The organism is Rhodococcus sp. MS16, from assembly GCF_013277795.1.
Classification (GTDB): domain Bacteria; phylum Actinomycetota; class Actinomycetes; order Mycobacteriales; family Mycobacteriaceae; genus Rhodococcus_F; species Rhodococcus_F globerula.
In genome coordinates this window covers 59,408-85,435 of the sequence record NZ_VBTM01000009.1, presented here as the reverse complement: position 1 = coordinate 85,435, position 26,028 = coordinate 59,408, and the positions used below count along the sequence as shown (strand labels likewise).

Sequence of the window (26,028 nt, the reverse complement as noted above, 5' to 3'; positions counted from 1 at the left end):
TTCAGCCGACCGTGCGGATGCGATCGGTGGCCGGCGGAGCAACTGGTGAGCCGGAGGTGAACAGGGCAACCAGGGCGTCGAGGTCGTTGCCCGCCCCGGTTGTTTCGATGGCGCTGCGCAGGGCTGTGAACCCGTCGCCGCCTTCGGCGAGGAACTTGTTGACCGCAACACGATAAACCGTGTCCGGGTTGATGTTTTCGCCGTTCAGGCGCATTTCCGAGACGCGTAACCCGGCGGGGGCCTTGCGGTCGAGTGTGTAGGTGAAACCAGCAGACGGGGCGAGGATTCGTTCGAACGGCAAGTATTCCGGCGAAAATTGGAACTGCTGTTCCAGCGCATCTTTCAATGCCGCCCCTGTGATGGACAGCACCTCGAGGCTGTTGCCGAACGGTTGCACCGCATGGGCCTGGCGGTAGGTCACTGTTCCGTTGTCGAGGTCTTCGCGGATTCCGCCCGGATTGGTCAGAGCGATTTGGGCTCCCCGCGCGGTGCCAGCCGCCAATTGAGCGTCGGCGATCAGGTTGCCAATGGCGGATTCTCCGCTGGAGGTCTGGTCGCGAGTCAGGTCGGCGGTGATTGTGCCGACGGGACGTTGTGCCACTTCGGCAGCCGCATTCCATGCTTGATCGGCAAGCGCTGCCGTGTCGGGGTCCGGCGAAATATCGTGTGTCACTATCTGATTGAACGACGATGTCTGATCGCGCAGGACGTCCCGAGTGGTGCGGTCGATCACGACATCCGCGACGGAGACGATGCGACCGTGCGACGCGCCCTGCATCACCACGCGGGGATTTCCGGCGGGATCGGGGTATTCGCAGTTGTACTGCTGATGACTGTCCGCGGTAAAGATGACGTCGACTTTCGGCGATGCGCGCAACGCGATGTCGCGAGCGGGACCGGACGTGACGTTGCAGTCGTTTGGCCCACCCGCAATGTCCGGTTCGTCGCCGCGGTGCAACAGCACGGTGATGGCTTTGACGCCGAAGAAGTCGAGAACGTCCGCGGTGCGATCGATTGCTTCGACCTCGTCGCCGAATTTCAGGGTCGAAACGCCGTCCGGTGCCACGATCTGAGCTGTGTTACTTGCCGCAATCGCGATCACGCCGAGGGGAACGCCGTCCACGATGTCGACCGTGAAGGGCAGCGTTGCCGGTGTGCCGTCGGTGTACGTCATGTTGGCCGCCATCAGCGGAAAATTGGCTCCGCCGAACGTGGGACTGAAGGTGCAGGCGTTCTCCGCGGAGCACCCACCCGATTCCATCCGACGGAATTCCGCGAGGCCGTCGTCGAGTTCGTGATTGCCGATCGCCGACGCATTGATCTGCATGCGGTTGAGGAGTTCGACTGTTGGTTCGTCGTTGAACATCGACGATTCCAGTGCGGACGATCCCCAGTTGTCACCCACGGAGTAGAGCAACGAATTCGACGCTTGGTTTCGCAGCTGGGACACGTACGCGGCGAGGTATGCGGCGCCGCCCGCGGGGGTGTACGAACCGTCGGCCTGCATGATTTGGCTGCGTTCGCCTTCTGGTGGCAGCAGACTGCCGTGGAGATCGTTGAACGCGAGCAACCGGACCGAGACGGTATCGGGGCTCTGGGCGCTAGCCACGCCAGTCACACTCAGGGAGGTTGCGAGGAGAGAAGTCGCGAGCACAGCACAAGCGCGTGTGATGCCTCGCGTCATACTTCGTGCTCCTTCCTCCGGGCCGGTTTCGAACCTTCCTGAGTGTGCCTGGCCGCGAGAACGAATTCTAGGGCTGGGCGTAACAGTTATGTATCAAGTGTCACGCGCTGACGCCGATTCCCGCCAAACGCTTGGCTTCGTCGGTCAAGGCAAATGCGAGGAAGGCATCGTTCTCGTCCGGATCGCCGATGGTCATGCGGACGCCCTCGGTGCCGTACTGGCGGATCAGGATGCCGGATTCGGTACTTGCATCGGCGTAGCCGGGAGAGAGTTCGCGGAGCGGCAGGTAGACAAAATTCGCCGACGATTCGGGGACGGTGTAGCCGGCCTCGATCAGTGCGGTGCGAACGCGAGTCCGCTCCGCGATGACGGCGTCGGTGCGGGCGAGGAGTTCGTCGGCTGCGGCCAGCGATGCGATGGCGGCGGTCTGCGCGAGCGCGCTCACCGAGAACGGTGTGTGGACCTTGCCGAGCGCGACGATGATCTCGGGATGGGCCACCGCGTAACCCACCCGGATACCGGCCAAGCCGTACGCCTTCGAGAACGTGCGCAGTACAACCACATTCGGGCGATTGCGGAACAGTTCGATGCCGTCCGCATCGGATCGGGAGTACTCGTAGTACGCCTCGTCGAGAGCGACGACGACGCGGGGCGGGACGGCGTTCAGGAAGCTTTCGAGTTCCGCTTTCGACAGTGCATTGCCGGTCGGGTTGTTGGGGTTGCAGATGAAGATCAGGCGCGTGCGGTCCGTGATCGCGGCGAGCATCGCGCCGAGGTCGTGCCCGAAATCCTCGGCCAGCGGGACCTTCACCGACACCGCGTGGCCAACCTGAGTCACCACCGGGTAGGCCTCGAAGGAGCGCCACGCGTAGATGACCTCGTCGCCCGGATCGCATGTGACCTGTACCAACTCTTGGCACAGCGTCACAGAGCCGCAACCAGCAGCGACGTTTGCCGGTTCGACATTCAAGAATGACGCAAGCGTCTCGATCAATGCCACCGCGCCGTTGTCGGGGTAACGATTCGCGTGTCCGACAGCTTCGGCCACGGCATCACGGACGCTGGGCAGCGGGCCAAGTGTCGTTTCGTTGCTCGCGAGTTTGATCGCACCCGGAAAATTGCGTCCGGGAACGTAGGCGGGGATCGAAGCGAGGTCGGGGCGAATGTGTGGGGTCACAGTCCGATTATGCGCGCTCTGATTCGGTGCGCTCGAGCCGTCCACGTGTCAGAGTAGGAAGCATGTCGGGAATGTTCCGAGATGCCGCGAATCTGCGGGTGGCCGACGGCGGCGTCGCCACTGTGCCACTGACCGTGGTGGAACCCGACGGCCCGACCCGTGGCGCGATCGTCGTATTGCACGAGGCGAGGCAATTCAGCAAAGCACTCCTCGAGTTGATGGCTGCCCTTGCCGTCGACGGCTGGCTGACCGTCGCCCCGCATCTTTTTCACCGTGAACCCGAGGTAGTCCAGGGCGATGTTTTTGGTGACAACCTCTTTGCCGACGTCGACGCGACCCTCGATTGGCTCACGGGCCGCGACGTCCCGGCCGACACCATCGGCGTCCTCGGTTTCGACGCGGCAGGCACCGCGGCGATGCTCGTCGCAACCAGTCGTCCCGTCGGTGCGGCTGTGAGTGTCGCCGCCCGTGGGATCGTCGAAGCGCTGTCCGTCGACGCGCAGGCATTGCTCGACGCCGCGGTGTCCCTGCAAGCCCCGTGGCTCGCCCTCTACGGGGAGGACGATCCCGACACTCCACCCGAGCACGTCAACAGACTGAGGGAGGCGACGGCAAAAGCCGACGTGGCGACCCTGGTGGTGAGCTACGCAGGATTGCAGCATCGAGCGGACGAACCACCACAAGTCCCCGAAGGCCGGGACGACGACGACCCCTGTGCAGCCGCGATCATCGACGCCCGCACCCGGATCTTCGACTGGTTCGACGGCAACCTGCGATAACGCCATGAATCAGGGCTCTGACCACTCGTTTTGCCTTTGGTGGTGAGAAGTGTGTAATCTTTCGTCCCGGCGGTCCGAAAGGATCGGAACCCCCAGGGAGGCGTGCCAGAGCGGCCGAATGGGACTCACTGCTAATGAGTTGTCCCTTTTACGAGGGACCGGAGGTTCAAATCCTCTCGCCTCCGCCACGCCGGTGATTTTGACCGGCGGGTAAGAAATGATAGAAAGTACGACGGCAAGACACGCAAGACCAGCAACACAACAGAACATGCGCCCGTAGCTCAACGGATAGAGCACTTGACTACGGATCAAGAGGTTAGGGGTTCGAATCCCTTCGGGCGCACAACAGAAAGCCCCTCACCAGCAGAGATGCCGGTGAGGGGCTTTCTTGTATTTCTGCACATGCACACGGATGCATCCGATTGGCCTGATGTCTATCGGCGACGTAGGCCTCCACATTCCGCTGTTATGTCCATCACTTAGCGATGTCGGTGACGTCACCGCCGTGGATCACGTGACGCAAGTACCGCTCCGGCGTGGTGAGGACAGTGAGGTCCTGCTCCGGGTCCCCGTCCAACACGAGGAGGTCCGCGTGAGCGCCCGGCGCGAGGGTGCCGATCTCTCCTTCCATGCCGAGCAAGCGCGCAGCAGTGCTGGTGGCGCTGCGTATCACGTCGAGGATCGGCTGAACGCGCGCACGGATCGTGAACTCTTCGAGTTGACGCGTTTGCAGATGCCCGAGCAAGTCGGTGCCGTAGACCAGATTCACTCCTGCCCGGTGGGCCTGTTCAAGCGCGCCGACGGCCGCTGTCCGAACCTCGTCGAGCTTCTTCAGTGATCCTGCGGACAGGCCGGATGCAGCACCGGCCTCGTACATCGCCTCGTACGTGATGATTGTCGGGACCAAGAAGGCGTCGTTCTCGACGAGCAGGCGGATCGACTCGTCGTCGATGAGGTTGCCGTGCTCGACGCATCGCACGCCGGCTCTCAGCGCCTGATTCACCGAGCGCGGGTGGTAGGCATGCACCGTGACGTACCGATTGTGGTTCTCAGCCTCGATGACAGCCGCACGTATCTCTTCCTGTGTGTACTGGACCGCTGAGATCTCGTCAGTCGGGGATGCGACCCCACCGGAGACGACAAGCTTCAGGTGATGCGCGCCCTTGCGGAACTCGTCGCGGGCCGCGTGGCGAACGGCATCAACGCCGTCCGCGATCCGTCCGAAGTCGGGTTTCAGCTGACAACAGGGCACAGAGGTGTCATTGAGAGAGCGGAAGTCTCCGTGGCCACCGGTCTGCGATAGTGCTTTACCGCCGAAGATCAGTCGAGGCCCTGGGACCAAGCCCTCTTGCAAAGCACGGGCCATTCCATGGTCGGCGCCACCGACATCACGCACGGTGGTGAAACCACGTCGGAGCATGTCGCCCGCCGAGCGCAGCGCTCTGACAGTCGCGTAGCCGGGCGTCCATCCAGCAATTTCGGCGGTATTTGTCGTCGTCACCAGGATATGGACGTGGGCGTCGACCAAGCCGGGCATGACGGTTCCCCCACCTGCATCGATGATTCGAATGTCACCGGCCGAAGCGGGGGGCCGCCCCACCCCGCTGTCGACGATCCGCCCGTCGGCGATGTCGATCCAGGCATTCTTCTGCCGCTCGCCGGTCGAGGGTTCGAGCGTGTGGGCGTTTATTACCCGAGTGTGCATGGTCTCTCCTTGAAAGCGATTGATTGTTGTCCGTGGGCTGCGTGAATGCTCGCGTCGAGGCTGGGATGCGCGCAACATTAGATGCATAGTCGCGATTCATGCAACACTTTGTTCATGCGAAGTTTCCCCAAGGAGGCCTGAGATTGCGGTGATAGCGTGACTGCGACCAGTGACGTGTTTCAGGTCGTCAGCGACGCTTGATGCCATGTATTAGATCCAGTGAAAAGAGGCGCTCCGAGGTGACGGTTGGGACGATGCTCGCGCAACGAGCAGAGCGCGCGAACCTCGGAGCTCAGGCCGATCGGGTAATACAAGTTCTTGCACAGATGCCGCAGTTCGCCTCGTATGCATCTGGCCGCGAAGTCGCCGAGCGCGCTGGAGTGAATGTCTCCACTGTTGTGCGGACCGCCCAGCAACTCCAGTTCGAGGGGTGGAGCGATCTTCGTCAAGCGCTCAGAGCCGAATATCTCGACTCACTCGTGACAACAAATCCCGAGCGCCCCGAATCAACGGAGGCGGCGGCGCAAATGCTGAGGCAGGATGTGGCAAACCTCGCCGCCGTTTCGTCCGCGGCCAACGTCACTGCCATCAAGAGCATTGCCGACGCGATGAAAGCGGCCCGTCGAATCGTGTTGATCACCAGTGGATCCGGGGCAGGGCCCGCACAGATACTCAGTTACCTGGCGTCCGTCTACGGATACGACATCCGCCTCTCGGCCGGCTCCGCAACGTCGCAGGCGATACACGTGTCACACCTGGACGAACGCGACTGTGTCATCGTCATCAATGTTTGGCGCCTCACCAGTACATTGCGTGGATTAACCCGTCTTGCACGCGAAAGGGGCGCGACTATCGCCGTTCTCACCGACCTGCACTCGTCACCCCTGAACACATACGCCGATCACGTCGTGATCACCCCGATCGAGGGTATCTACGTGACTCCGTCGCTGACAGCCATGGTCGCTGTCGTCCAGGCCATCCTCGCCGAGCTCGAAAGCTCCGATGCTCGTTTTTCGGCCGGACGTATCGAGCAGGCTTGGGACACGCTCGGTCTCATGGACGATCAGGCTTAATGCATAGTCCCGCCGCCGATGAGTTTCACCTCTCCTCCGAGTCTTAACTCCCGTATGACCATCATCGAGAGTGTGGGAGCGCACAGTGAATCAGCTACTACGGGTCCAGAACTTCACCATCTCCAGTGACGGAGTCGCCGCGGGTGAGAACCAGAGTTTCGAGAGCCCGTTCGGGTTCGACCATCGCGATATGTTTGCGTGGGCCGGAGCCACGGCCAGCTGGCCGAATCGAACCGACCCCGGTGGAAGTCGAGGGCTCGACGATTACTTCTCTCGCGACTTCGCCCAGAATATCGGTGCCGAAATCATGGGCCGCAACAAATTCGGATTCCAGCGTGGACCCTGGAAAGACCTCGAGTGGCAGGGATGGTGGGGCGACGAGCCGCCATTCCACACGCCCGTGTTTGTCATGACCCACCACCCAAGACCGTCGTTCACCCTTTCCGACACGACTTTTCATTTTGTCGACGCAGACCCGACGACCGCGCTCGAGCAGGCCCGTGAGGCCGCACAGGGTAAGGACGTCCGGCTCGGCGGTGGGGTGACCACAATCAGGGAGTTTCTCGACGCGGATCTCGTCGACACCATGCACGTCGCGGTTTCTCCGGTCGAGCTCGGTTCCGGGCTCCGTCTCTGGGAGTCGCCGGACGAGCTGCGTGACCGTTTCAATCTCGAGATCGTGCCAAGCCCGAGTGGGATGACCCACCACCTGTTCTGGCGAAAATAACTCAGAGCGGTAACGCGCCGCTGATGTAATCGCAGGCACATCTGTCGTAAATGCCCGATAATGATCCGTGCCCTCAATTGCCTCGTCGCTGTTCTGGATTGCGCTGATCGCTGCGCTCGCGCCCTTTGTCGCGGGCCTGTTCCCGCGGCGCCTGGTACCGGAAGTTGTGCTGCTGTTGGTCGCCGGCGCGGTTGTCGGGCCCTTTGCGCTCAACTTGGCGGCAGAGAGTGAGGCCATCGGGATCCTTCGGGAACTGGGCCTCGGCATGCTGTTTCTGCTCGCCGGCTACGAGATCGACCGCAAGGAACTGAGCGGCGCTGGTGGCCGGCGAGCGCTGTACACGTGGCTGTTCTGCCTCGCTTTGGCATTTGCGATTGTCGCGCTCTTGGGGGCGCAGGGTGTGATCTCCGCTGAAGCGGCGGTCGCGATTGCGATGACGTCGACCGCGTTGGGTACCTTGCTGCCGATCCTCAAGGACAACAAGATCCTCGACACCCGGCTTGGCCGGACGGTCCTCAATCACGGCGCTGTCGGCGAACTCGGCCCCGTTGTTGCGATGGCCGTATTGCTCGGTGCGCGTGGCGCTGTCATGTCGCTGGTGGTCCTCGCGGCATTCGCGCTGATCGCGGTGATTCTTGCGGTGCTGCCGACCAAGCTGATCTCGCACGGATCGTGGACGCACACACTTGTCCGTTCCGGCGCGGACACCACAGCACAGACCACGGTTCGCCTGACGATCTTGTTGCTGGTCGGGCTGGGTGCACTCTCGGCCGTATTCTCGCTGGACGTTGTTCTCGGCGCCTTTGCGGCCGGTTTCATCCTGCGACGCCTGATGCCCGACGGCAACGAGCGGTTGGAGATCAAGCTCGACGGTATTGCTTTCGGATTCCTCATTCCGATCTTCTTCATCACTTCCGGAATGGCAATCGACGTGTCGGCGGTCGCGGAGAATCCCACCGTCCTGCTGGCGTTCCTTGTTCTCATCATCGTGGTTCGCGGTGTGCCGGTGTTTTTCACGACCAAGTTCGAGAGGGTCGAACCGCCTTTCAGTACCCGGGAGAGTGCACAGGTCGCGCTGTACGGGGCTACCGGGTTGCCGATGATCGTTGCCGTCACCGGTGCTGCTGTCAGTGCCGGTCAGATGTCGTCGTCCAATGCGTCGATTCTGGTGGCGGCCGGCGCAATTACCGTTCTGCTGCTCCCGATGTGTGCAACGCTGCTGAACCGTACGGAGAAGGTCGGTTCAGTCGTCTAGAGCCCCAACTGCTCGTCGAGCCAGTCGAACATGCGTTGGTCGGTGAGGCGTCTTGCCATCGGTTGGCAGTGGAAACTCGCGCCTTCGGCGGCCGTGAACGGAACCAGAGTGGTGGGCCCGCCGGACAGCGAAGCGAGGCGTTGCGATTGCCCCGGCCAGAACTGTTCGTGTTCGGGATCGGTGATCAGCAGGGGAGTGGTGATCGAGCCCGCAACATGTTCGAGGCGGTATTTCCGTACCTCGGCCAGAGTGTTGTAGTAGCCGTCAGTTAAGTATGGCCGCGCTCGGAACCGCCAGATGCGGGCCGTTTCCTTCGACGCTCGCAACCCCATCGCCATGTCCCGGTCGAAGGCCTCCGACTTGCCTTCTTCCAGCAAGTTCTGCATGCCGCGCGGGATGTGAACGAGCCACGACGCGGATACGTCGACCACGCCGGGATCGGCGATTGCCGCGGCGATCCGATGCTCGAACGCCAATGACTGCGGCACCCAATAGCCGCCCTGACTGATGCCGCACATCGCCAACTTCGACGCGTCGACGTCGGGTCGGTCGATCAGGAAGTCGACGACAGGGGTGATGACAGCTTCCCAGTCATGGCGGAACGGAATATTGTTCTCGAACAGCATGGACTGCTGACCCGGTCCGTCGAACATCAGCACGTTGTAGCCGCGTTCGAGCGCTCCGGCGCCGCCGTTGACCCACATCGAACTGATGGGGCCGTCGCTGCCGTTCACCATGATGAGCGTCGGCCGTCGCACGTCTCCGGGTGGGCGGAAGAAGTACCCCGGCATCGTGGTGTCCTCGTACGGAATCCGCACGCGCTCCACGGAGTGCGAGGTGGTGTCGACAAAACCGTCCCACGCGGCGCGGTGATGCCGGAACGTGGGAACCAGAACCGAATCGTCGGTCAGTCCGTCGACGGCATTGACGGCCACAGCGAAGTACGACGCTGCCCGCAGATACGCGCTCGACGCGCTGCGCGGATGTCCGGCCTGCGCGGATTCCTCGGCTTCTTCGAATATCCGTGATCCGAGGTCGAACCACGCGACGTACCAACCCTCGTGGTCTTTGTCGCCGACTTCGGCGACGGCAGCAAGAACTTCGCCGGTATCGGAGGCGCCGTACGTTGCCTGTCCGAGGAGGACTCGCAGTTCGTAGTCGAACGACTCGTTGCGATAAAACCCCGTGGTGAACGCCTGATGTGGGTGGGAGAAGAACGTCGACGCGAGTGACATGGGCACACCCTTCGGTAGGTCCGTGTATGTCAGGATCGCCCGAAATCGCTGTTCAAAAACCTTTCCTGTCGCCGCAATACCGCACAACCCAGGGTGCACAGCCACAAAGACATTCCCAAAACCTGTGCACGTTGGGCGATTCCCAAGCCCAGATTACCGCCGCCGGCCAGTTCTATGCCGTTAGTTGTCAACATCCACACCGTCGCAAGGGAAGTCACGATCAAAAGGCCCAATCCGACGGTGCGCAACAGCGGATGCTCGCGATAACGGAAGGCCCCGACGGTGAACGTGATCATCGCGGTGAAGATCGCAAAGACCGCTACGCTGCTGGTCAAAGCATGAACGTGATGTAGTTGCGGCAGTAGTCCGCCGGGCTCGCTCGCCGCGCAATCCGGGCCGGAGCAGTCCAGCGGAAACGACGCGTCCGCAATCGTGGCAACGCCGAACACAGCCAGTGCAATCCAGCCCGCCACATAGAATTTGCGTCGCTCCGTAACCAGTAGCCCGAGCGTCGCTGACACCAACATCAAAACGGCGGAGATAACGTCGGCGTTACCGAACACGTCGCGGTACTTCTGATTTGCCGCGTCGAGTTCACTGAGGAACGACGTCACCGGATCAAGTCCGGTGTCGAGGAAGAACTCCAGAACCCACGACGAGTACACGATTCCACCGAGAATCAACGCACCCGCCAGAACTACTCGCGCTCCACCAAGTCCGCTCACCTCACGAAGCTTACGGAGCGAGAAGAGTGTTCCGGACGCGTTCGGCTGCCGTCGACGGATCTTCGTGCTCCCAGATGCGGATGACGGTCCAGCCCTGTTCGGCGAGGCGTGCATCGGTGTCCCGGTCTCGCAGCACGTTGGCGGCCAACTTGTCCGCCCACCACTGCGCATTGTTCTTGGGGTATGTCGCGTGGAGCGGGCAACAGTGCCAGAAACAGCCGTCGACGAACACCGCCACCTTCCGCCGCGGAAACACCAAATCGGCCCGTCTACGAACACCTTTGACGGGAGCCCGATCGACGAAGTACCGCAGTCCACTCCGATGAAGTTCGCGCCGGATCGCGATCTCGGGTTTGGTGTCGCGTCGACGCTGTGCGCTCATTCGAGCGCTGGTTGTCGGATCCGTCGCGGGCACTGTCTTCACTTTCGTGGGGTTCAGCTGTCGGAGTCGTCGCCGTCGTCCGGGTCTGACCAGGTGGGGGCAAACCTGTTGCGACGCTCCACTTCACCGTGCACGATGGTGACAAAATCGTCAAACGAGAGTGTTTGACTCTCGGTGGGACGGCCGTTGCGGGGAGGCGGCTCGTCGACGTCGAAAAAGCGTACGCCGCCATCGGTTTCGTACAATCCGATGAACACTTTTTCGAAGAGGTCGTAGCGCGTGTCCTCGGCGCCCAGATCAACCCACGCCTTACCCGGAACGCCGACAACCGCACGTTTGCCGCGGCCGGAACGCTTCGACAGCGTCGTGACGTGGTGGGCGAACGAGGATTTGCCGGTGTCGCTGGTCTTGGTGGGGTCGCCGTCGTCGCACGTGGCGTACGGCTCGAACATGACGGCTACCAGAACGCTGTAGGGCTGTCGCTGATGCAGAACCATTGCCTCGCCACGCAATTCGTGATCATTGCGGACGATGTTCTTGGTCCAGCGGCCGAGCTTTCCGCTGCGGGGGCTGTAGTCCTGGAAGTTGTACGTCTTGATCGACACGCACAGGATCAAGCCGAGTGTGGGGTCGAGTGCCTTGACATCCAAGCGCTTTCGGCCCTTCGCGACATCTACCGTCGCTTCCTGGCCTTCGCCCGTCGCAGTGGGGGTGATGTTGGGGTACAGCGGGCGCAAGGCGTCGGCAACCGTCTGGGCGAGTTGATTGGAAAGCCGCTGCGCGTAGTTCTTCTTCTCGCCGCGGTCGGCGTCTGCCGCAGGTTTGTCGCCCGCGAGTCGCAATGCGTCCCACAGTGGTTCGTGCTGGGGTTCCGGAAACAGCGTTTCCGGAAACAGGGTCTCCGGCTCGGGAAACAGTGAACCCTCGCTCATGTCACTGCCCCGCTCATGCCACTGCCCCGTTCATGCCACTGCCTCGGGATATCCGCCCATCCGCTCGAGATGGCTTTCTACGTCCTCGATGAATCCGGGAATGAAGCGAAGGTTGCCCATCCGTGCGCGTTTGAGGAAGCCCGCAGTAGCCCGAGCGGACAGCAACCGAGTGTCTTCGAGGAATCCGCTCAGATCCTCGTAGTCGTGTTGAACGGGCCACGTCGAGGTGTGGACGCGGAACGCTTGGCGGTTACGGCCCCACGCGGCACTCGGCCAGGCGTCGCCAGGTTCGAGGGGTGTCTCGTACTCCGCGTCGTATTCGATGGGATCGACCAGACGGCTACCCACCCACGACGCCATTCGCACGCTCACGGCATTTCCGACGAGCTTCCAGCGATGGCTGTGGCGTAGGCCGGGAACGTCGACGGCCGGCAGTGTCCAGTCGGGATCAAAACCCTGTAGACGTTCGGCGTCGACCAGGCCTGGCGTGACGATCTCACCCGAAGGTAAGCGGACGGCCGGCTGGCTGGGGATTCCGACGGAAGAACCGCCCTTGAGCGTCGGTACGGCGTTGACGGCCCAACCGAGTCCGCGGGTGCCCTCGGTCCAGTAGAAGCCGCACGGGAAATCGGCAGGGTCGCCGCCGAGTCGCTCACCGGCGTCTTGTCCGAAGAGGATTTCGCGGGGATCTTCGGTGCGCGATGCCAGCATGATGACGCGCTGGCGGCGCTGAGGGAGGCCGAATGCCCGGGCGTCGACAACGCGGTACGCCCACGTGTAACCGAGGTCTTCGAGAGCGTCGGTGATGTGCCGCATGGCTGCGCCCTTGCCTAGCTGCAGCATGAATGGCACGTTTTCGATGACCAGCCACCGTGGACCCTTTTTGCGCTTGACCAGTCGAAATACTTCGTCGACGAGGCCCGAGCGGGCGCCGGTAATGCCCGCAGTCTTACCGGCCTGCGAGAGGTCCTGGCAGGGGAAACCGGCAGCAACCAAGTCGATATCGGCCGGGAGCGCGCGCAGTTTCGTGACGTCGCCGTGCAAAGGGACGTCCGAGAACCGGGAACGGAGAACTGCCTGGGCGCCCGGGTCGATTTCACACAGCAGTTCGGTGTTCCACCCGTGCTCCGACAGACCCAACTCAAGCCCACCGATACCGGCAAACAACCCCACCATGCTTTGCGACGACGTCACAGCACCCTTCCTCACGAACCGACTTGTAAGCACGTTACTCGAGAAGTCCGACAGCTTTTGCCACAACTTTTCGCGCACCGGCATTCCGCACGTATCGGCGGCCGTATCGGGCTGTGAATCGCCTTACACACACAGTCGCAGGTCACCGACGCCGCGGAAAAGGTCCTTGATCGCAGTAATAATCACCAGCCAGCAGTGCTCTCGAGGGCATCGTCCATTACCGTGGTCGGGTGAGCATCCAACCTTCCGATAGCGCATCCTGGCCTGCGGTATTGACCTGGCAGGCGCACAACGCTCCTCGCATGGAGTCGGTACGCGTGCAGTTGAGCGGAAATCGCATCAAGGCGTCAGGCCGGATCATCGGTGGCGCGTGTAGCGAACATCCCGCATTCAGCGCCTCATATGACCTGGTCACAGACGAGGCCGGTATCACGCGCAGGTTGTCGGTGCGTACCGCCCTCGCTGCGGGTGAGCGTCAGATGTCGATCAGCCGAGACGAAGAGGGAACCTGGATGGTGGAGAACGGCGCCAACCACCAGCGCTCGTCCTTCTCCGGCGCGCTCGACGTCGACGTGATCCTCAGCCCGTTCTTCAACACCCTTCCCATCAGGCGTTTCGGGCTGCAGAACGACACCCAAGATGTCGAGGTTCCGGTTGTGTACGTCAACCTGCTGGATCTGCGGGTCGAAGCCGCAACCATCACGTACAGCAGCGGTACCGACGGCATCAGCGTGATGTCACCCGTATCGAGTGCAACGGTGACCGTCGACCACGAAGGATTCATCCTCGATTACCCAGGACTGGCCGGCCGGATCTGACAGTCGGGATCCAACAGCGGGAACCTACCTGCGTCGCTGGATCACGCCGCCGCGGCGGCCGGCGTCGCGCATCCGGTTGATCCAGTCGGATTCTCCGACGCGCACATCGGTGATGTCCCAACGCTCATGCGATTCGTAGGCTCCTCGCGCGGCGAACCCGGCATCGACGAGTTCCGCTGTCGAACCGTGCGCGTGCAGTTCGCTTCGCGCCCTCTGCAGTAGAGCGAGAGCCTCGTCCAATGCGACCAGCAGTGCATCGCGGTTGCCCTCGCACATTGCCCGCACCAGTCCCGGCGCACTGCCGGCCACGCGGGTGCCGTCGCGGAACGATCCGGCGGCCAACCCGAGCGCGAGTTCACCACCGGCGGCGCCGGTGATCGCCAACGATTCGGCGAGCAGGTGCGGCAGATGCGAAATCCGGGCCACAGCCCGGTCATGTTCGAGAGATTCGGCCGGAACGACGACGGAACCGCAGTCCAGAGCGAGGTCCGCGACCTGCGTCCACACATCTGCGTCGACGCCGTCGTCGGTGGCCACGACCCACACGGCGTCGATGAACAGGTCTGCATCGCCAACGGCCCAGCCAGACGCGGAGGTTCCGGTCATGGGATGGCCACCGACAAAGCGGGCACTCAGGCCACGACGCTCGACGGCTGCCTTCACCTCGCCCTTCACGCTCACGACGTCGGTGACCGGATTGTTCGGGGCATGTGCGGCAATGGCTTCGAGAGTGGCGTCGACGGCCGGCATGGGCACGGCGATCACGATGATTGCGCCGGTCTCCTGAGCTTTCCGAAGAGTGGCAGCAAGATCGGTGTTGGCTTCGAAACCGTCGGCGCGCGCTGCGTCGGCCGACTCGCTCGAACGGTTGTAACCCCACACCTCGCGACCGGCGCGGGCAGCGGCGCGCAACAGCGAACCGCCGATCAAACCGAGGCCGAGGACGCAGACGGGAGGGGCAGAATCGGTCGCAGACACCCGTTCAGGTTGGCATATCCGGGCGCGGACTTCACTCACGGGCACTAGCCGGGCTACCGTTGCGCCATGGGTGCACAGCGCGCGAGTAACAAGAGCGCCTCCTCGAACCAGTCGGAGGAGTTCGAAGGCTTCGGCGTGGCAGTGGTACGTGACGAAGGCAAGTGGACGGTCAAGGCTTTGACCTCTGCGGCTTTGACGTCGTTGTCGAGCGCCGAAACCGAACTCCGCGAGCTTCGTAGCTCGGGTGCCGTTTTCGGCCTAATCGACGTCGACGAAGAGTTCTTCATCATCTTGCGGCCTGCGCCGACGGGAACGCATCTGCTGATTTCCGACGCGACCGCCGCGATCGACTACGACATCGCAGCGGACGTCCTCGACGCGCTGAACGTTGAAATCCCCGACATCGATCCAGATGACCTCGACAATGTCGAGCCCTGGGAAGAGGGAGATCTGTCGGTCCTGGCTGATCTGGGGCTACCGGAACCCGTTCTCTCGGTGATCACTGCCGACACCGATCTGTACCCCGACGAGCAGTTGGCGATGATCGCGCAGCGACTCGGATTCGAATCCGAATTCTCTGCCGTGCTCGACAAGCTCCCGCGGTAGATGTCACTCGCTGACGATCAGCGCATGATCCGTGCGGCCATCAGTGCCGCGCGCAGTGCATCGGTCTCCGACGTTCCCGTTGGTGCGGTTGTCTTCGACGCGGACGGCGTCGAGGTTGCCCGTGCGGCCAATGCGCGGGAAGCGTCGTCCGATCCCACGGCTCACGCCGAGATTCTTGCGTTGCGTGCAGCGGCGAAAATCTACGGCGACGGTTGGCGTCTGGAAGGTGCGACGCTCGCCGTCACTCTCGAGCCGTGCACGATGTGCGCCGGAGCGTTGGTTCTCGCCCGCGTCTCGAGGGTCGTTTTCGGGGCCTGGGAGCCCAAGACCGGTGCCGTCGGATCGCTGTGGGATGTCGTTCGGGACAGAAGATTGACCTACCGTCCGCAGGTGCGCGGTGGGGTGCTCGAAGACGAATGTGCTGGGCTTTTGGAGGATTTCTTCCGCGAGCAGCGGGGCTGATTCCGCTATTCCCGAGCGAGACGGATTCCACATCGGGGTGGCAGTAACCGGCAGACGCAGGCATGGTGGAGGACAGATGCCGTCACGGTATCTGCGAATTGCCGGAAGGTGATTTGTTTCGCGTTCACTCAAGGGAGTACTCGTGGGAATCGCAGACAAAGCTCAGAACAAGGCAGAAGATCTCGGCGGCAAGGCCAAGGAAGCTACTGGCAGTGTCACCGGCAACAAAGACCTCGAAAACGAAGGCAAAGGCGACCAGGTGAAATCGGCGGTCAAAGACGCTGGTGAGAAGGTCAAGGATGCTGCTTCCAGCGTCAAGGACAAGCTGACCTAACGATCCGCCACCAGGCGATTTCGGTCTCGGGCACACCATCCGGTAAAGTCACCAACGGTGGCGTGTCCGAGCGGCCTAAGGAGCACGCCTCGAAAGCGTGTGACGGGTAACCCCCGTCCGAGGGTTCAAATCCCTCCGCCACCGCCAAAAGCTCCCCACCTGTTCACGCAGGTGGGGAGCTTTTTTGTGTTTCTTGCCGGTGCTGCAGCTGCGTTGAGAGTCGCTCGACACAACGAGTAGGACGATCGAGACCCGCCTGCTGACAGTGGTGGGCAGTCAGAACCGCACGGTGAACACCACGTGCCGATCGTCGCGGGCCGCGCGCTGGAAAAAGTCCACCACTTCCTGCAGCCAACCCCAGGCGTACGTGCGCTCGTCCACGCCGTACTCCGGGTTGCGGTCGTCGAGCGGCATCGCGTCATAGCCTGCGCCGAACTCGAATTCGGTGATTTCCGCCAGGTACGAGGCGACTTCGGCGACCCGATTGGGCGTCATATAGGTAATCAGTTGGTCGTCGGTGTTCGTGTTGAGGTCCTCGTCCCCCAAGATCACGCCACATGCCGGCCAGTTTTCGGGCGCGCGCTGGTACCCGCCATCGGAGAGGGAGCACAGGATCGGGTCCCACGCCTTGTCCGTGTCGCATGAGAACTCGGAGCGCCCTGTCTCCTCGATGTCCTCGACCAACGCATCGAGTCTGTCGTCGTCGCCACGTGCGTCGAGAAGTTCCGTTGCCACGTGGTCTGAAAGCGCGAAATGTACCCCAAGTTCCATGGCGTGATGCTAACGGCTGCCCCTGGTGGTCAACTCGGGTTCAAATCCCTCCGCCACCGCCAAAAGCTCCCCTGAGGCGCCTGAGCAGCCAGCGCCCGTGATTCTCGCTTCGGGAGAGGCGGATTACGGTGCTGCGGCGTAGAACGACTCATGGGCTCCTGGTTGGTCAGTGATTACCGAGGTCACTGACCAACCAGGAGCCCGCGAATGCGATCACCACAGGCGATCCTGGGAGCCGTGGCAGGAAGCAGGATCTTCCGTGGATTCTGCAAGGTCCACGAGGCGGCGCAGATTGCGTCGACGTGCCAACGTGAGGGGACTATTAGCTATGTCGGGCGGATGGGTCGCCCCGACGCATGGGGTGTCACTACTGACCGTTGGCAAGTTCCCGCAGTTTTTGGCGCGACACCTTGCCCGCGGCCGATCGCGGAAAGTCCACGACAAAGATGTACTCGCGCGGTCGCTTGAAGCCGGCGATCTGCTCACGTACGTGTTGGTCCAGCTTTGCGCGGAGGTCTTCGTCGTCGTTGAATCCGGACGCCAATTGGACGATCGCCACCACTCGTTGGCCCCACTCCGGGTCGGAGACGCCGATGACTCCGACGTCGGCAACGTCTGGATGTTCGAGCAGTGCGCCCTCGACTTCCGCTGGATACACGTTCACGCCGCCGGAGAGAATCAGGTCTGCGCGCCGATCCAATATGTACAGGTAGCCGTCGTCGTCGAAGCGTCCGACATCTCCCGACGTAGTGAATTCGCCCCACTGCGCAGCAGCGGTCTTCTCCGGATCTCCCAAGTATTCGAATGGGCTGGTCTTGAAATAGATAGTGCCCTCTTCACCGGGGGGAGCCTGCTCTCCGTCCAGCCCTCGGAGCACTACGGCGCTCGGGTCCGGTCGCCCGACGGTGCCCGGATGTTCGAGCCACTCGGCGGTGGAGCACACGCACACGAGCCCCTCGGTGGAGCCGAGATATTCAACCAGAACCGGACCGAACCAATCGATCATGGCGCGCTTGGTTGCCGGAGGACACGGAGCCCCGGCATGAAAAAGAACATCGACACTCGAGATATCACAGCTGTTACGAACGCCTGCCGGTAAATCGAGAAGCCGCTGAAAATGCGTGGGAACCATATGGGAGGAAGTAATGGCTTTGTCGCTGATCGTTCGAAGCACCGTTTCTGCATCGAAGCCAGGCAAGACGTACAGCGTGTGCCCAGCATGCAACAGAGAAAGTGAAACACCGCCCGGCGCAGCGTGATACACGGGCGAGCACACCAAATGCCGTCCAGGCCCATGGGGTATTCCCACGTGCTCGAAGAACGGACCGGTCGCCTGGAGCGGGCTCTCGGGCGTTGCATCGATCATCGGGCGGCGGACGCCCTTCGGTCGGCCAGTTGTGCCGGAGGTGTACATCATCGCCGAGCCCAGCGAGCGGGTGGCGGGAGTTTCGTCGGCGAAGAGGGTAAAGGCTTCGTAGCTGGACCAGTCGGCCGGCGCGCCACCGATAACCACGCGGTGCGGAACTGCGTCCTCTATCCGGCCGACAACCTTGTCGGCGAGCTCTGCGTGAACAATAAGGACGGACGCGTCGCAATCGCGCACGATGTACTCGACTTCAGGTCCCGCCAGATGAGTATTGATCGGAACGAAATACAAACCACTTTGCGTGCATGCCAGAGTAATTTCGTAGAACTCGGTACCGTTCAACAGTAGACCCGCGACGACATCGCCTCTGGTCAACCCCAGATCGGCGAACTTGTTGCTGAGCTGGTTGGCCTTACTGACAAGCTCACCGAAAGTTGTTGTCTTGCCTTCCATAACGATCGCGGGCCGACTGGGATCACGTTGGCCCAGAAGCCAGGCGCCGGGCATTGCTATGCCCGTCGGCTGTTGGCGATCCTCGCGCTCGCTGTTGACCACGGTAGACATGAATGTCCTCTTTCCTGGAGGGATATCGGTGACTATTGCGAAGTGTTCGTAATTTTTTCGGACGTGTGCGTTCGCCCACGCATTCCAAGTACCACTGGAAATCCGATGGCAACCAATGTCCAGCACTCTGTGGACATTGGTTGCCAAAGGTCGACCGCATAGCGGCTAGTGGCGCGACGGCCCCGTGATCACCTGCAGTTCGGTGAAACTGTGTAGACCCCAAGGGCCATTTTCGACTCCGATGCCACTGGACTTGTGACCGCCGAACGGGAGATGCGGTAGAACACCGCTGCCATGCCCGTTGATCGAGACCTGACCGGCGTCGATCTGCGGAGCGAGCCTTGCGGCATGTTCGGCGTCGCCCGACCACACGGACGCGGTAAGTCCGTACTCTCCGCGGTTGGCGCGGACGATGACGTCGGCCTCGTCTCGGAACGAGACGATGGGAAGCGCCGGACCGAACTGCTCTTCGTCGACGATGCGCATACCGTCGTCGACCTGGTCGAGGATGGTCGGCTGATGAAAGTAACCCTTGCGGTCGATTGGTCCACCGCCGGCGGCGGCCCTCGCACCGTTGTTCAACGCATCCGCAACCAAGCTCTTGACCAGATCGAATTGCGGCTTGTTGTTGATGGGCCCGAGCACCGTTCCGTCGACAGTGCCCTCGTCGACCTTGACGGATTTGGCAATTTCACTGAGGGCCTCGACCAGTTGAGGCTGAATACTTTCGTGTGCGTACACGCGCTTGACGGCCAGACAGATCTGCCCGTTGTTGTTGAATGCACTTTGGAACAGGCTGGGTGCGATCTTCTCGACGTCCACGTCTCCGAGAATGACGGCGGGATCGTTTCCGCCGAGTTCCAGAGTGATGCGCTTGAGGCCGTCTGCAGCCCCGAGAGCGACCTTTCGCCCGACCGAGGTCGAACCGGTGAAGCTGACTTTGCGCGGAACTGGGTGCGAAACCATAGTTGCGCCAAGCGGATCCGGCCCGGTGACCACGTTGAGTACACCGTCAGGGAAGGTGCCACGAAGGACGTTGGCGAGCGCAAGCGTTGCCAGCGGTGTGTACGGAGAGGGCTTGACGACGATAGTGTTGCCCGCGCGCAGTGCCGGCGCGATCTTCCACATCGCAAGCGCGATCGGAAAGTTCCACGGGGTTATGGCACTGACGACCCCCATCGGTCGACGGGTGACCTCCTCGAAGCCCTCGGCATCGTCTCGGATGATTTCCCGAGGGATGTCGAGATCGGCGTAGTAGCGCAGCCACATCGCCGCGACGCCGAATTCCATTGCGGCATCGGTGAGCGGCTTGCCCTGCTCCATCGTCAGGATCGGGGCCAGTTCGCCGATCCGGCTCTCGATGACGTCTGCGGCTCGGCGCAATGAGTCACGCCGAAATTCGTCGTCGAACCGCCAAGATTCGTACGCGGTCAGAGCCGCGGCGAACACACCGTCGAGCTGATCCGGCGTGACGGACGGTGCCTGTGCGAATACCTCACCCGTCGCGGGATTGATCACCCCGAAGCTACCCGTGGTAGGGAGATCGCGTCCGTTCGATGTTGCTGCGGCAGAAAAGAATAGCGAATCCGTTGAGGTCATTCTCGATCCATTTCGTGGTCAGTGGTGCGCCGGCGTCAGCACCGGCTTGATTGCCTTGCCGGAGAGCGAATCCTCCACGGCCTGGTTGATCTGATCGAGCGTGTAGGTCTGGACGAGCTTGTCGAAGGGGAACCAACCGCGTTGCCACAGATCCACCAGCTGCGGGAGAAAGACCTGCGGGACCGAACTCCCTTCCAGCACATACGTCACTGACTTGCCTGCCAACAGAACTGGGTCGATGTCGAGCTTTCCGGAACCGCCGCCCACCAACACCGCCTTACCCGGGGTGTCGAGGATGCTGACAGCCGTTGTGATGACAGAGGTCACTGCGGTCGTTTCGAAGGAGAAGTCAAGTCCACGCCCGCCGTTCTTGATTGCCTCGACGAGATCCGGTGCATCGCCGCGCACCGTTCGGGTAGCACCAACTTCTACAGCCGTTTCGAGCCGAGAGTCGACCAGGTCGACCACGACGATGTCACGGGCACCTGCAGCCTTGGCTGCCATCACTGCCGCAAGTCCGACACCACCGGCTCCGAACACTGCAATACTTTGTCCAGCAGCCAGTTTCATTTCGTTGAGAACCGAACCAGCGCCCGTCTGCAAGCCGCAGCCGAGAGGACCGAGAAGCTCGAGCGGCAGCGCTTTGTCGACCACGACCACATTGCGTTCGGTTGCAATGGCGTGCGTGGCAAAGGACGACTGCCCGAACCACCGGTTCGCCACCGGGTTGCCATTCCGATCGAGCGCACCGGTACTGAGATCCGCGCGGCGCCCCGTGAGGTTTCGAGACATGAATTCGTCGCAGTAGGAAGGGCTTCCGGCAAGGCAGTTGCGGCAGCGACCGCAGGATTCGAAACTCATCAGCACGTGGTCGCCGACTTCGACGCCTCTGACCGCGCTGCCGACCGCTTCGACGATGCCGGAACCTTCGTGGCCGAGAATGATCGGCCCGGTCTGCGCCAGGAAATTGGGATCCCGTAGCAGAAGGTCGGTGTGGCACAACCCGGCGCCGACCACCTTGACGAGAAGTTCGTCCGACTCCAGCGGCCCGAGCTCCACTTCCTCGAGTTCGAACTTGCCCTCGCTGTCACGCAGAACGGCGGCTATTGCGGTAGTGGTCATGATTTCTTCTCCGTGGGATTAACGAGCTCGAGCGCATCTGCCCAGACGCCTTTACCTGCGATAATGCGACGCAGCTTCATGATCTTGCGTTGTTCGTTCAAGGTGGCAGCGCCGACCAGTCGATCGCCCGAGCGGTACAGCGCCACAAATTTGTCAGTGTCAGGATCACCGGAGGCAAAGACCACTTCATCGGCGACTGCCGTGCCGACGAACTGGATGCGGCTCTGATACCAGTCGCTCCAGAAATAGGGGACGGTCTCGTACGGCTTGGCATCTTCCGGCGCAACGGCATTGATGGCAGCCTGGTGCGCCTGATCGGCAGCATTGGTCCAGTTCTCGAGCCGCACCGACAGTCCGTCGAATGCAGGGTTGGGCCAGTGGACGACATCGCCCGCCGCATAGACGTCTTCAAGCGAGGTCTGAAGGAACTCGTTTGCCATCACTCCACCATCCACCGGGTGCAGTTCGATACCCGAATCTGCCAGCCACCCCGTCGCGGGAGACGCTCCCACACCGACGACAACAAGCTCAGCCGGCAATGAAGTGCCGGTACTCAGCCGGACCGCCTCGACGTGAGTGGTGCCGATCAGCCCCTCGACCTGAACATTGCACAGGAGTGGAATTCCGTTGCGTTCGTGAAGCTTTGCGAGCGCCTGGCCAACGGTCTCGCCGACTGCACGGACGAGTGGAATGGGGGCGGCCTCGACGATCGTCACGTCTGCGCCGCGATCTCGGGCGGACGAGGCGAGCTCGGATCCGATGAATCCGGCGCCAACTATCACGAGTTTGATTCCAGGGCGGAGTCTTTCACGAAGGGCGAGTGCGTCATCGAGAGTGCGAAGCCCGACAACGCCCTCCAGATCCGGCATGTCAGGAAGAGAGCGTGGTGACGCACCTGTCGCAATGATCAACTTCTGGTACGGAAGCCAGTCGTTGTCACCAACACGCACGCGGTGCGATGCGGGGTCCAGTCCCGTCGCCGGCGCCCCGAGGCGAAGCTTCACATCGAGGGCGGCGAGCTCCTCGGCCGAAGTGTGATAGTCGGGCGCGGCGCCGTCTTTCAGGAACTGCTTGCTCAGGGGAGGCCGGTCGTAGGGAAGATGGAACTCGTCGCCGACCAGCGTGATCGGTCCCGCGAACCCCGCTTGACGGGCGGACTCCGCAGCCCGCAGACCGGCCAGTGACGCCCCGACGACAACCAGTCCGGCTCCATGTTCGATATCTGTTGCGTTCACGATCATGTCTCGTCGAGTGTCAGGGCTTTGGCCGGACATGCACGAACAGCCTCCCGGGCGAGGTTCTCGTCACCGGCATCGACCAACTCCTTGTGGAGAATCAGTGAACCGTCGTCCGCCACCTCGAAGTAGTCCTCGGCTACCGATTCGCAGATTCCGATTCCTGTGCACCGCCCGCGATCAACATTGATTTTCATAGCGTCGTTCCTGTTCTTTGCTGGAGTTTGTTATACGCGTACCGGGAGGTGCTTGATCCCGTTGATGAAGTCGCTGAAGAGGTACACCGGCTCGCCGACCTCCATAGCAGGAAGTTTGGTGAGGATTTGTGAGTACAGTGCCCGCAGTTGGGCTTTGGCGACCATGTGGCCGAGGCAGTAGTGGACCCCGCCGCCGCCGAAGGAAACATGGTTGTTAGTGAAACTGCGCTGCAAATCGAATCGATGGGGATCCTCGAAGACGTCCTCATCCCGGTTTCCCGAGCCGTAGAACATGACGACCTTGTCGCCCCTTTTGAGCTGAGTTCCACCCAGTTCGAAGTCCTGAGTGGCCGTGCGCGCGAAGTTCTGGACGGGTGAAGCGTGGCGAATGAACTCCTCGATCGACTGCGCGATGCGGCCGTCGAAGTCTTCCGTCAGCCATCGCTTCTGGTCCGGATTCTTGTGCAGTGACAAGGCGGTGTGGCTGGTGGTCTGTTTGGTGGTGTCATTGCCGGCGACGCTGAGCAGGACCATCGTTGAGGCGATTTCGAGCTCGGAGAGAGGTTTGCCGTCGAACTCGGCGTTTGCCAGCGCAGTTGCGATGTCGTCGGCCGGATTCTCACGACGGAAATTGACCAAGTCATTGCCGATCTCCGACAGTCTTTCCATCTGCTGCATGGCGTACTCGGCCGGTGTCAGATCCGCTGGGCATTCGTCCGGGTCACCTGCGTTGACGAAGTTGTCGCCCGCTTTGGCGAACTCTTCGACCAGACTCTCGGGGACGCCGACAAGATCGGCGACAGTGAGCATCGGCAACTTCGACGCGACTTCTTCGACAAAGTCGAACTCGCCCGCACCGACGACTCGGCCGACGATCTGCTCGGCGCGTTCTTCGATCTTCTCGCGTAGACGCTTGACGGCCTTCGGAGTGAACGCCGAGCTGATTACCTGGCGGTATCGGGTGTGGTAGGGCGGATCCATCACGAGGAAGGTTGGGGCACCGACTGTTTCGCGGTCAATTGGCGGGAACATTACACCCCGCGCCGAGTCCTGATCGGAGCTGAAGATTTCGTGATTCTGGCTCACGAAGGCGATATCGGCACTTTTGACGAGTGCCCAGAACCCTTTCTCGCTGTCGTCGGGTTTGAAATGCGGGCGTTCCATCGGCTTGTGCCAGCTCACCGGAGCATTCTCGCGCAGCCAGGCGAATGTCTTGTCCCGCTCGGCAAATGTCCGACCCCAGAACTCGACACTTGTGACATCGATGTTCGGGGCAGTCACCGGGTGATCGGTGAATGGAAGTGAGGTGGTCATGCAGGTACCTTTCCGTGGCTCCTGGCGGTGATTTGTTCGGTCGACGAGGTTCCTGATCGTCGCAGGTGTTGCGTTCTGGGACAGAAGATTTCCCTCACGGACGCCGATTCGAGAGAACCAAACTGCCGGCGGCGCCGAAGAAGTATCCAACTCCCTGGACGAAGCTGATTTCGACTTCGGGAACCTGCTCGCAGGCCTCCCCGCGTAGCTGACGGACCGCCTCCTGGATGGCGAACATTCCGTACATCCCGCTGTGTGTGTACGACATTCCACCGCCGTTGGTGTTCATCGGAAGTCGGCCTCCCTTGGACGTATGTCCTTCGGCGACAAAGTCTCCCGATTCACCGTGACCGACAAACCCGAGATCCTCGAGCATGTAGAGCGGAACGTGGGCGAAGGCGTCGTATGCCATCAGGTGGTCGACATCGTCGCGGGTGATTCCCGCGGTGGCGAAGGCATCGGCGCCGGCATCACGGAATGCACGGAACGATCCGGGCTCGTGCATCTGCGAAACCAGTGGGCCTTCGGCAGATTCGCCGGAACCGAGCAGGTACACATGCCGATCGGATCCCGGCATGTCTGCCGCCCGTTCGGCACTGGTCAGGATCACGGCGCCGCCACCGTCGGTGAGCACACAGCACATGTCACGGGTAAACGGGTAGGCCACCGGTGGACCGGACAGCACTTCATCCACAGACGTCGGCTTGCGACGGAAAGCTCGCGGATTGTCGAGGGCCCAGTTGCGCTGTGCAACAACAACCTCAGCCAGGTGCTCAAGCGTCATTCCGCGGTCATGCAGAAAGCGCAGCGCCGGGACTGTAAAGGTCGAGTACGGCATATTTGCGCCGTAGACGGCCTCGAACTGACCGGTCATGGAATCCAAAGGCGTCAAGTATGGTGGAGCGCCAACGCGGGACCGCCCGGACTCGCCATGCGTCACGAGCACGACGTCAGCGGCACCGGAAGCAATGGCGGCCGCGGCGTGACGCACATGAAGCATAAAACTGCATCCACCAACGCCTGTTCCGTCCAGCCAATGAGGCGTGATACCCAGGTGGTGACTGACTTCCATCGGAAGCAGGCCGGTGGTAGCGACGCCGTCGATGTCCGCCGGCGTGAGGCCTGCGTCGGCCATTGCGTTGCGGGCGGCATTGGCATGGAGATCGAGGATGGACATGCCTGGCAATACACCGATTTCCGTCGTCTCCGACGCACCGACGATCACGATGTTTCCGTTGTGCATAGATGTCACATGGCTTGTTGTCATCTGGCGGACTCCTGCAGCGGCGTGAACATGGGGAGCTTCGTGTCTCCACGTTCGACGAACGTGACTTCGAGCGCGAGGTCGAGCGGGAGGTTCCCGGGGTCGGCATCCACCCCGATCACGTTGCTCATCAATTGTGGTCCCTCGTCGAGTTCGACCAGTGCGACGACGATGGGGGTCTCGGAATCGAACGGGGGAATCGGTCGGTAGTTGATTACGTAGGACACCAGTCGGCCTCGGCCGCTGACAGGGGTCCACACCACGTCGTCGGAGTTGCAATGCGGGCAGAAAGGTCGTGGATAAAAGTAGTGCTGTGTGCATGACTGGCAGCGTTGAATCGTGAGTTCCTCCCGCTGCGCACCCTCCCAATAGGGAGCGGTGGCCGGGGTCGGAACCGGTACAGGCCCTGTCATCGACAGTCCTTTCGTCGTATGGGTCTGGGATCAACTCATGAAGGTATTCAACGGAATTCAGTCCGTTAGCGTTGCAAAAAGAACATGTGCCGTTACTGTTCGCGTAAAGAAATACGT

At 61.8% G+C, this 26,028-nt stretch carries 26 protein-coding genes and 3 tRNA genes; 11 read left to right on the top strand and 18 right to left on the bottom strand.

Features of this window, described 5'->3' with window-relative positions; all coding sequences use genetic code 11:
* Position 1 precedes the first annotated feature (1 nt).
* The gene (locus FEZ60_RS20615; protein ID WP_045066403.1) at positions 2-1,684 is read right to left on the bottom strand and encodes a bifunctional UDP-sugar hydrolase/5'-nucleotidase; all 1,683 of its coding nucleotides are present in this window, start codon (positions 1,682-1,684) and stop codon (positions 2-4) included.
* Between the two features lie 100 nt (positions 1,685-1,784).
* The gene (hisC, locus tag FEZ60_RS20610; protein WP_045066851.1) at positions 1,785-2,861 is read right to left on the bottom strand and encodes a histidinol-phosphate transaminase; all 1,077 of its coding nucleotides are present in this window, start codon (positions 2,859-2,861) and stop codon (positions 1,785-1,787) included.
* Positions 2,862-2,923: 62 nt separating this feature from the next.
* On the opposite strand from hisC, the gene FEZ60_RS20605 reads away from it, so the two are divergent.
* From FEZ60_RS20605 to FEZ60_RS20595, 3 genes are all read left to right on the top strand, one after another.
* Positions 2,924-3,640: a dienelactone hydrolase family protein gene (locus FEZ60_RS20605; protein ID WP_045066405.1), complete on the top strand. Its 717-nt coding sequence runs from the start codon at positions 2,924-2,926 to the stop codon at positions 3,638-3,640.
* A gap of 96 nt (positions 3,641-3,736) precedes the next feature.
* Positions 3,737-3,828, top strand: a tRNA-Ser gene (locus tag FEZ60_RS20600).
* Positions 3,829-3,910: 82 nt separating this feature from the next.
* Positions 3,911-3,983 (top strand) — tRNA-Arg (locus FEZ60_RS20595).
* A 132-nt stretch (positions 3,984-4,115) separates the two neighbouring features.
* Here the strand turns inward: FEZ60_RS20595 and FEZ60_RS20590 are convergent.
* Positions 4,116-5,345, bottom strand: coding sequence for an amidohydrolase family protein (locus tag FEZ60_RS20590; protein ID WP_172936876.1), 1,230 nt, complete (start codon positions 5,343-5,345; stop codon positions 4,116-4,118).
* A gap of 239 nt (positions 5,346-5,584) precedes the next feature.
* Between FEZ60_RS20590 and FEZ60_RS20585 the strand changes: the two genes are divergently transcribed.
* From FEZ60_RS20585 to FEZ60_RS20575, 3 genes are all read left to right on the top strand, one after another.
* Positions 5,585-6,418, top strand: a complete 834-nt coding sequence (locus tag FEZ60_RS20585) for an SIS domain-containing protein (RefSeq protein WP_172936875.1) — start codon at positions 5,585-5,587, stop codon at positions 6,416-6,418.
* An 85-nt stretch (positions 6,419-6,503) separates the two neighbouring features.
* On the top strand, positions 6,504-7,145 hold the full coding sequence (locus FEZ60_RS20580) for a dihydrofolate reductase family protein (RefSeq protein WP_033235111.1): 642 nt from the start codon (positions 6,504-6,506) through the stop codon (positions 7,143-7,145).
* Positions 7,146-7,212: 67 nt separating this feature from the next.
* Entirely contained in the window at positions 7,213-8,400 is a 1,188-nt protein-coding gene (locus FEZ60_RS20575; RefSeq protein WP_045066410.1) for a cation:proton antiporter, read from the top strand.
* On the opposite strand, the gene FEZ60_RS20570 is transcribed toward FEZ60_RS20575, so the two are convergent.
* The 5 genes from FEZ60_RS20570 to dcm are packed head-to-tail and all read right to left on the bottom strand — an operon-like array spanning position 8,397 to position 12,850.
* A complete protein-coding gene (locus FEZ60_RS20570) occupies positions 8,397-9,635 on the bottom strand; it encodes a prolyl oligopeptidase family serine peptidase (RefSeq protein ID WP_045066412.1) in 1,239 nt (412 codons plus the stop codon). The two genes, FEZ60_RS20575 and FEZ60_RS20570, sit on opposite strands and share 4 nt — an antisense overlap.
* Before the next feature lie 29 nt (positions 9,636-9,664).
* Entirely contained in the window at positions 9,665-10,360 is a 696-nt protein-coding gene (locus FEZ60_RS20565) for a DUF998 domain-containing protein (RefSeq protein WP_045066414.1), read from the bottom strand.
* A gap of 10 nt (positions 10,361-10,370) precedes the next feature.
* On the bottom strand, positions 10,371-10,775 hold the full coding sequence (locus FEZ60_RS20560) for a very short patch repair endonuclease (protein WP_033235108.1): 405 nt from the start codon (positions 10,773-10,775) through the stop codon (positions 10,371-10,373).
* A 20-nt stretch (positions 10,776-10,795) separates the two neighbouring features.
* Positions 10,796-11,674: a hypothetical protein gene (locus FEZ60_RS20555; RefSeq protein ID WP_045066418.1), complete on the bottom strand. Its 879-nt coding sequence runs from the start codon at positions 11,672-11,674 to the stop codon at positions 10,796-10,798.
* A gap of 30 nt (positions 11,675-11,704) precedes the next feature.
* Positions 11,705-12,850, bottom strand: a complete 1,146-nt coding sequence (dcm, locus tag FEZ60_RS20550) for a DNA (cytosine-5-)-methyltransferase (RefSeq protein ID WP_172936952.1) — start codon at positions 12,848-12,850, stop codon at positions 11,705-11,707.
* A 248-nt stretch (positions 12,851-13,098) separates the two neighbouring features.
* On the opposite strand from dcm, the gene FEZ60_RS20545 reads away from it, so the two are divergent.
* Entirely contained in the window at positions 13,099-13,686 is a 588-nt protein-coding gene (locus FEZ60_RS20545) for a putative glycolipid-binding domain-containing protein (protein WP_072782699.1), read from the top strand.
* Positions 13,687-13,710: 24 nt separating this feature from the next.
* On the opposite strand, the gene FEZ60_RS20540 is transcribed toward FEZ60_RS20545, so the two are convergent.
* Positions 13,711-14,682, bottom strand: coding sequence for a prephenate dehydrogenase (locus FEZ60_RS20540; RefSeq protein WP_045066853.1), 972 nt, complete (start codon positions 14,680-14,682; stop codon positions 13,711-13,713).
* Between the two features lie 48 nt (positions 14,683-14,730).
* Here FEZ60_RS20540 and FEZ60_RS20535 point away from each other — a divergent pair, with 48 nt between their 5' ends.
* From FEZ60_RS20535 to FEZ60_RS20520, 4 genes are all read left to right on the top strand, one after another.
* Entirely contained in the window at positions 14,731-15,270 is a 540-nt protein-coding gene (locus FEZ60_RS20535; protein WP_033235104.1) for a tRNA adenosine deaminase-associated protein, read from the top strand.
* On the top strand, positions 15,271-15,732 hold the full coding sequence (locus FEZ60_RS20530; protein ID WP_033235103.1) for a nucleoside deaminase: 462 nt from the start codon (positions 15,271-15,273) through the stop codon (positions 15,730-15,732).
* Positions 15,733-15,874: 142 nt separating this feature from the next.
* Positions 15,875-16,066: a CsbD family protein gene (locus FEZ60_RS20525; RefSeq protein WP_033235102.1), complete on the top strand. Its 192-nt coding sequence runs from the start codon at positions 15,875-15,877 to the stop codon at positions 16,064-16,066.
* Positions 16,067-16,122: 56 nt separating this feature from the next.
* Positions 16,123-16,213 (top strand) — tRNA-Ser (locus FEZ60_RS20520).
* A 129-nt stretch (positions 16,214-16,342) separates the two neighbouring features.
* Here FEZ60_RS20520 and FEZ60_RS20515 read toward each other — a convergent pair.
* The 9 genes from FEZ60_RS20515 to FEZ60_RS20475 form a co-directional block, all read right to left on the bottom strand.
* On the bottom strand, positions 16,343-16,837 hold the full coding sequence (locus FEZ60_RS20515) for a DUF1877 family protein (RefSeq protein ID WP_033235101.1): 495 nt from the start codon (positions 16,835-16,837) through the stop codon (positions 16,343-16,345).
* Between the two features lie 367 nt (positions 16,838-17,204).
* Positions 17,205-18,767, bottom strand: a complete 1,563-nt coding sequence (locus FEZ60_RS20510) for an AMP-binding protein (RefSeq protein WP_202026363.1) — start codon at positions 18,765-18,767, stop codon at positions 17,205-17,207.
* Between the two features lie 165 nt (positions 18,768-18,932).
* Positions 18,933-20,366 carry an aldehyde dehydrogenase family protein gene (locus FEZ60_RS20505; RefSeq protein ID WP_045066426.1) on the bottom strand — a complete coding sequence of 478 codons (1,434 nt, stop codon included), beginning with the start codon at positions 20,364-20,366 and terminating at the stop codon, positions 18,933-18,935.
* A gap of 18 nt (positions 20,367-20,384) precedes the next feature.
* Positions 20,385-21,488 carry an NAD(P)-dependent alcohol dehydrogenase gene (locus tag FEZ60_RS20500; RefSeq protein ID WP_172936874.1) on the bottom strand — a complete coding sequence of 368 codons (1,104 nt, stop codon included), beginning with the start codon at positions 21,486-21,488 and terminating at the stop codon, positions 20,385-20,387.
* Positions 21,485-22,729 carry an FAD-dependent oxidoreductase gene (locus tag FEZ60_RS20495; protein WP_172936873.1) on the bottom strand — a complete coding sequence of 415 codons (1,245 nt, stop codon included), beginning with the start codon at positions 22,727-22,729 and terminating at the stop codon, positions 21,485-21,487. The genes FEZ60_RS20500 and FEZ60_RS20495 overlap by 4 nt, the downstream gene beginning before the upstream one ends.
* Positions 22,726-22,920, bottom strand: a complete 195-nt coding sequence (locus FEZ60_RS20490) for a ferredoxin (protein WP_045066431.1) — start codon at positions 22,918-22,920, stop codon at positions 22,726-22,728. The genes FEZ60_RS20495 and FEZ60_RS20490 overlap by 4 nt, the downstream gene beginning before the upstream one ends.
* Positions 22,921-22,950: 30 nt before the next feature.
* Positions 22,951-24,234, bottom strand: a complete 1,284-nt coding sequence (locus FEZ60_RS20485; RefSeq protein WP_045066434.1) for a cytochrome P450 — start codon at positions 24,232-24,234, stop codon at positions 22,951-22,953.
* A gap of 94 nt (positions 24,235-24,328) precedes the next feature.
* Complete coding sequence (locus tag FEZ60_RS20480) at positions 24,329-25,501, bottom strand: thiolase (protein ID WP_033235098.1); 1,173 nt, start codon at positions 25,499-25,501, stop codon at positions 24,329-24,331.
* Complete coding sequence (locus FEZ60_RS20475) at positions 25,498-25,911, bottom strand: Zn-ribbon domain-containing OB-fold protein (RefSeq protein ID WP_033235097.1); 414 nt, start codon at positions 25,909-25,911, stop codon at positions 25,498-25,500. Before FEZ60_RS20475 ends, FEZ60_RS20480 begins: the two co-directional genes overlap by 4 nt.
* Between the last annotated feature and the right edge of the window lie 117 nt (positions 25,912-26,028).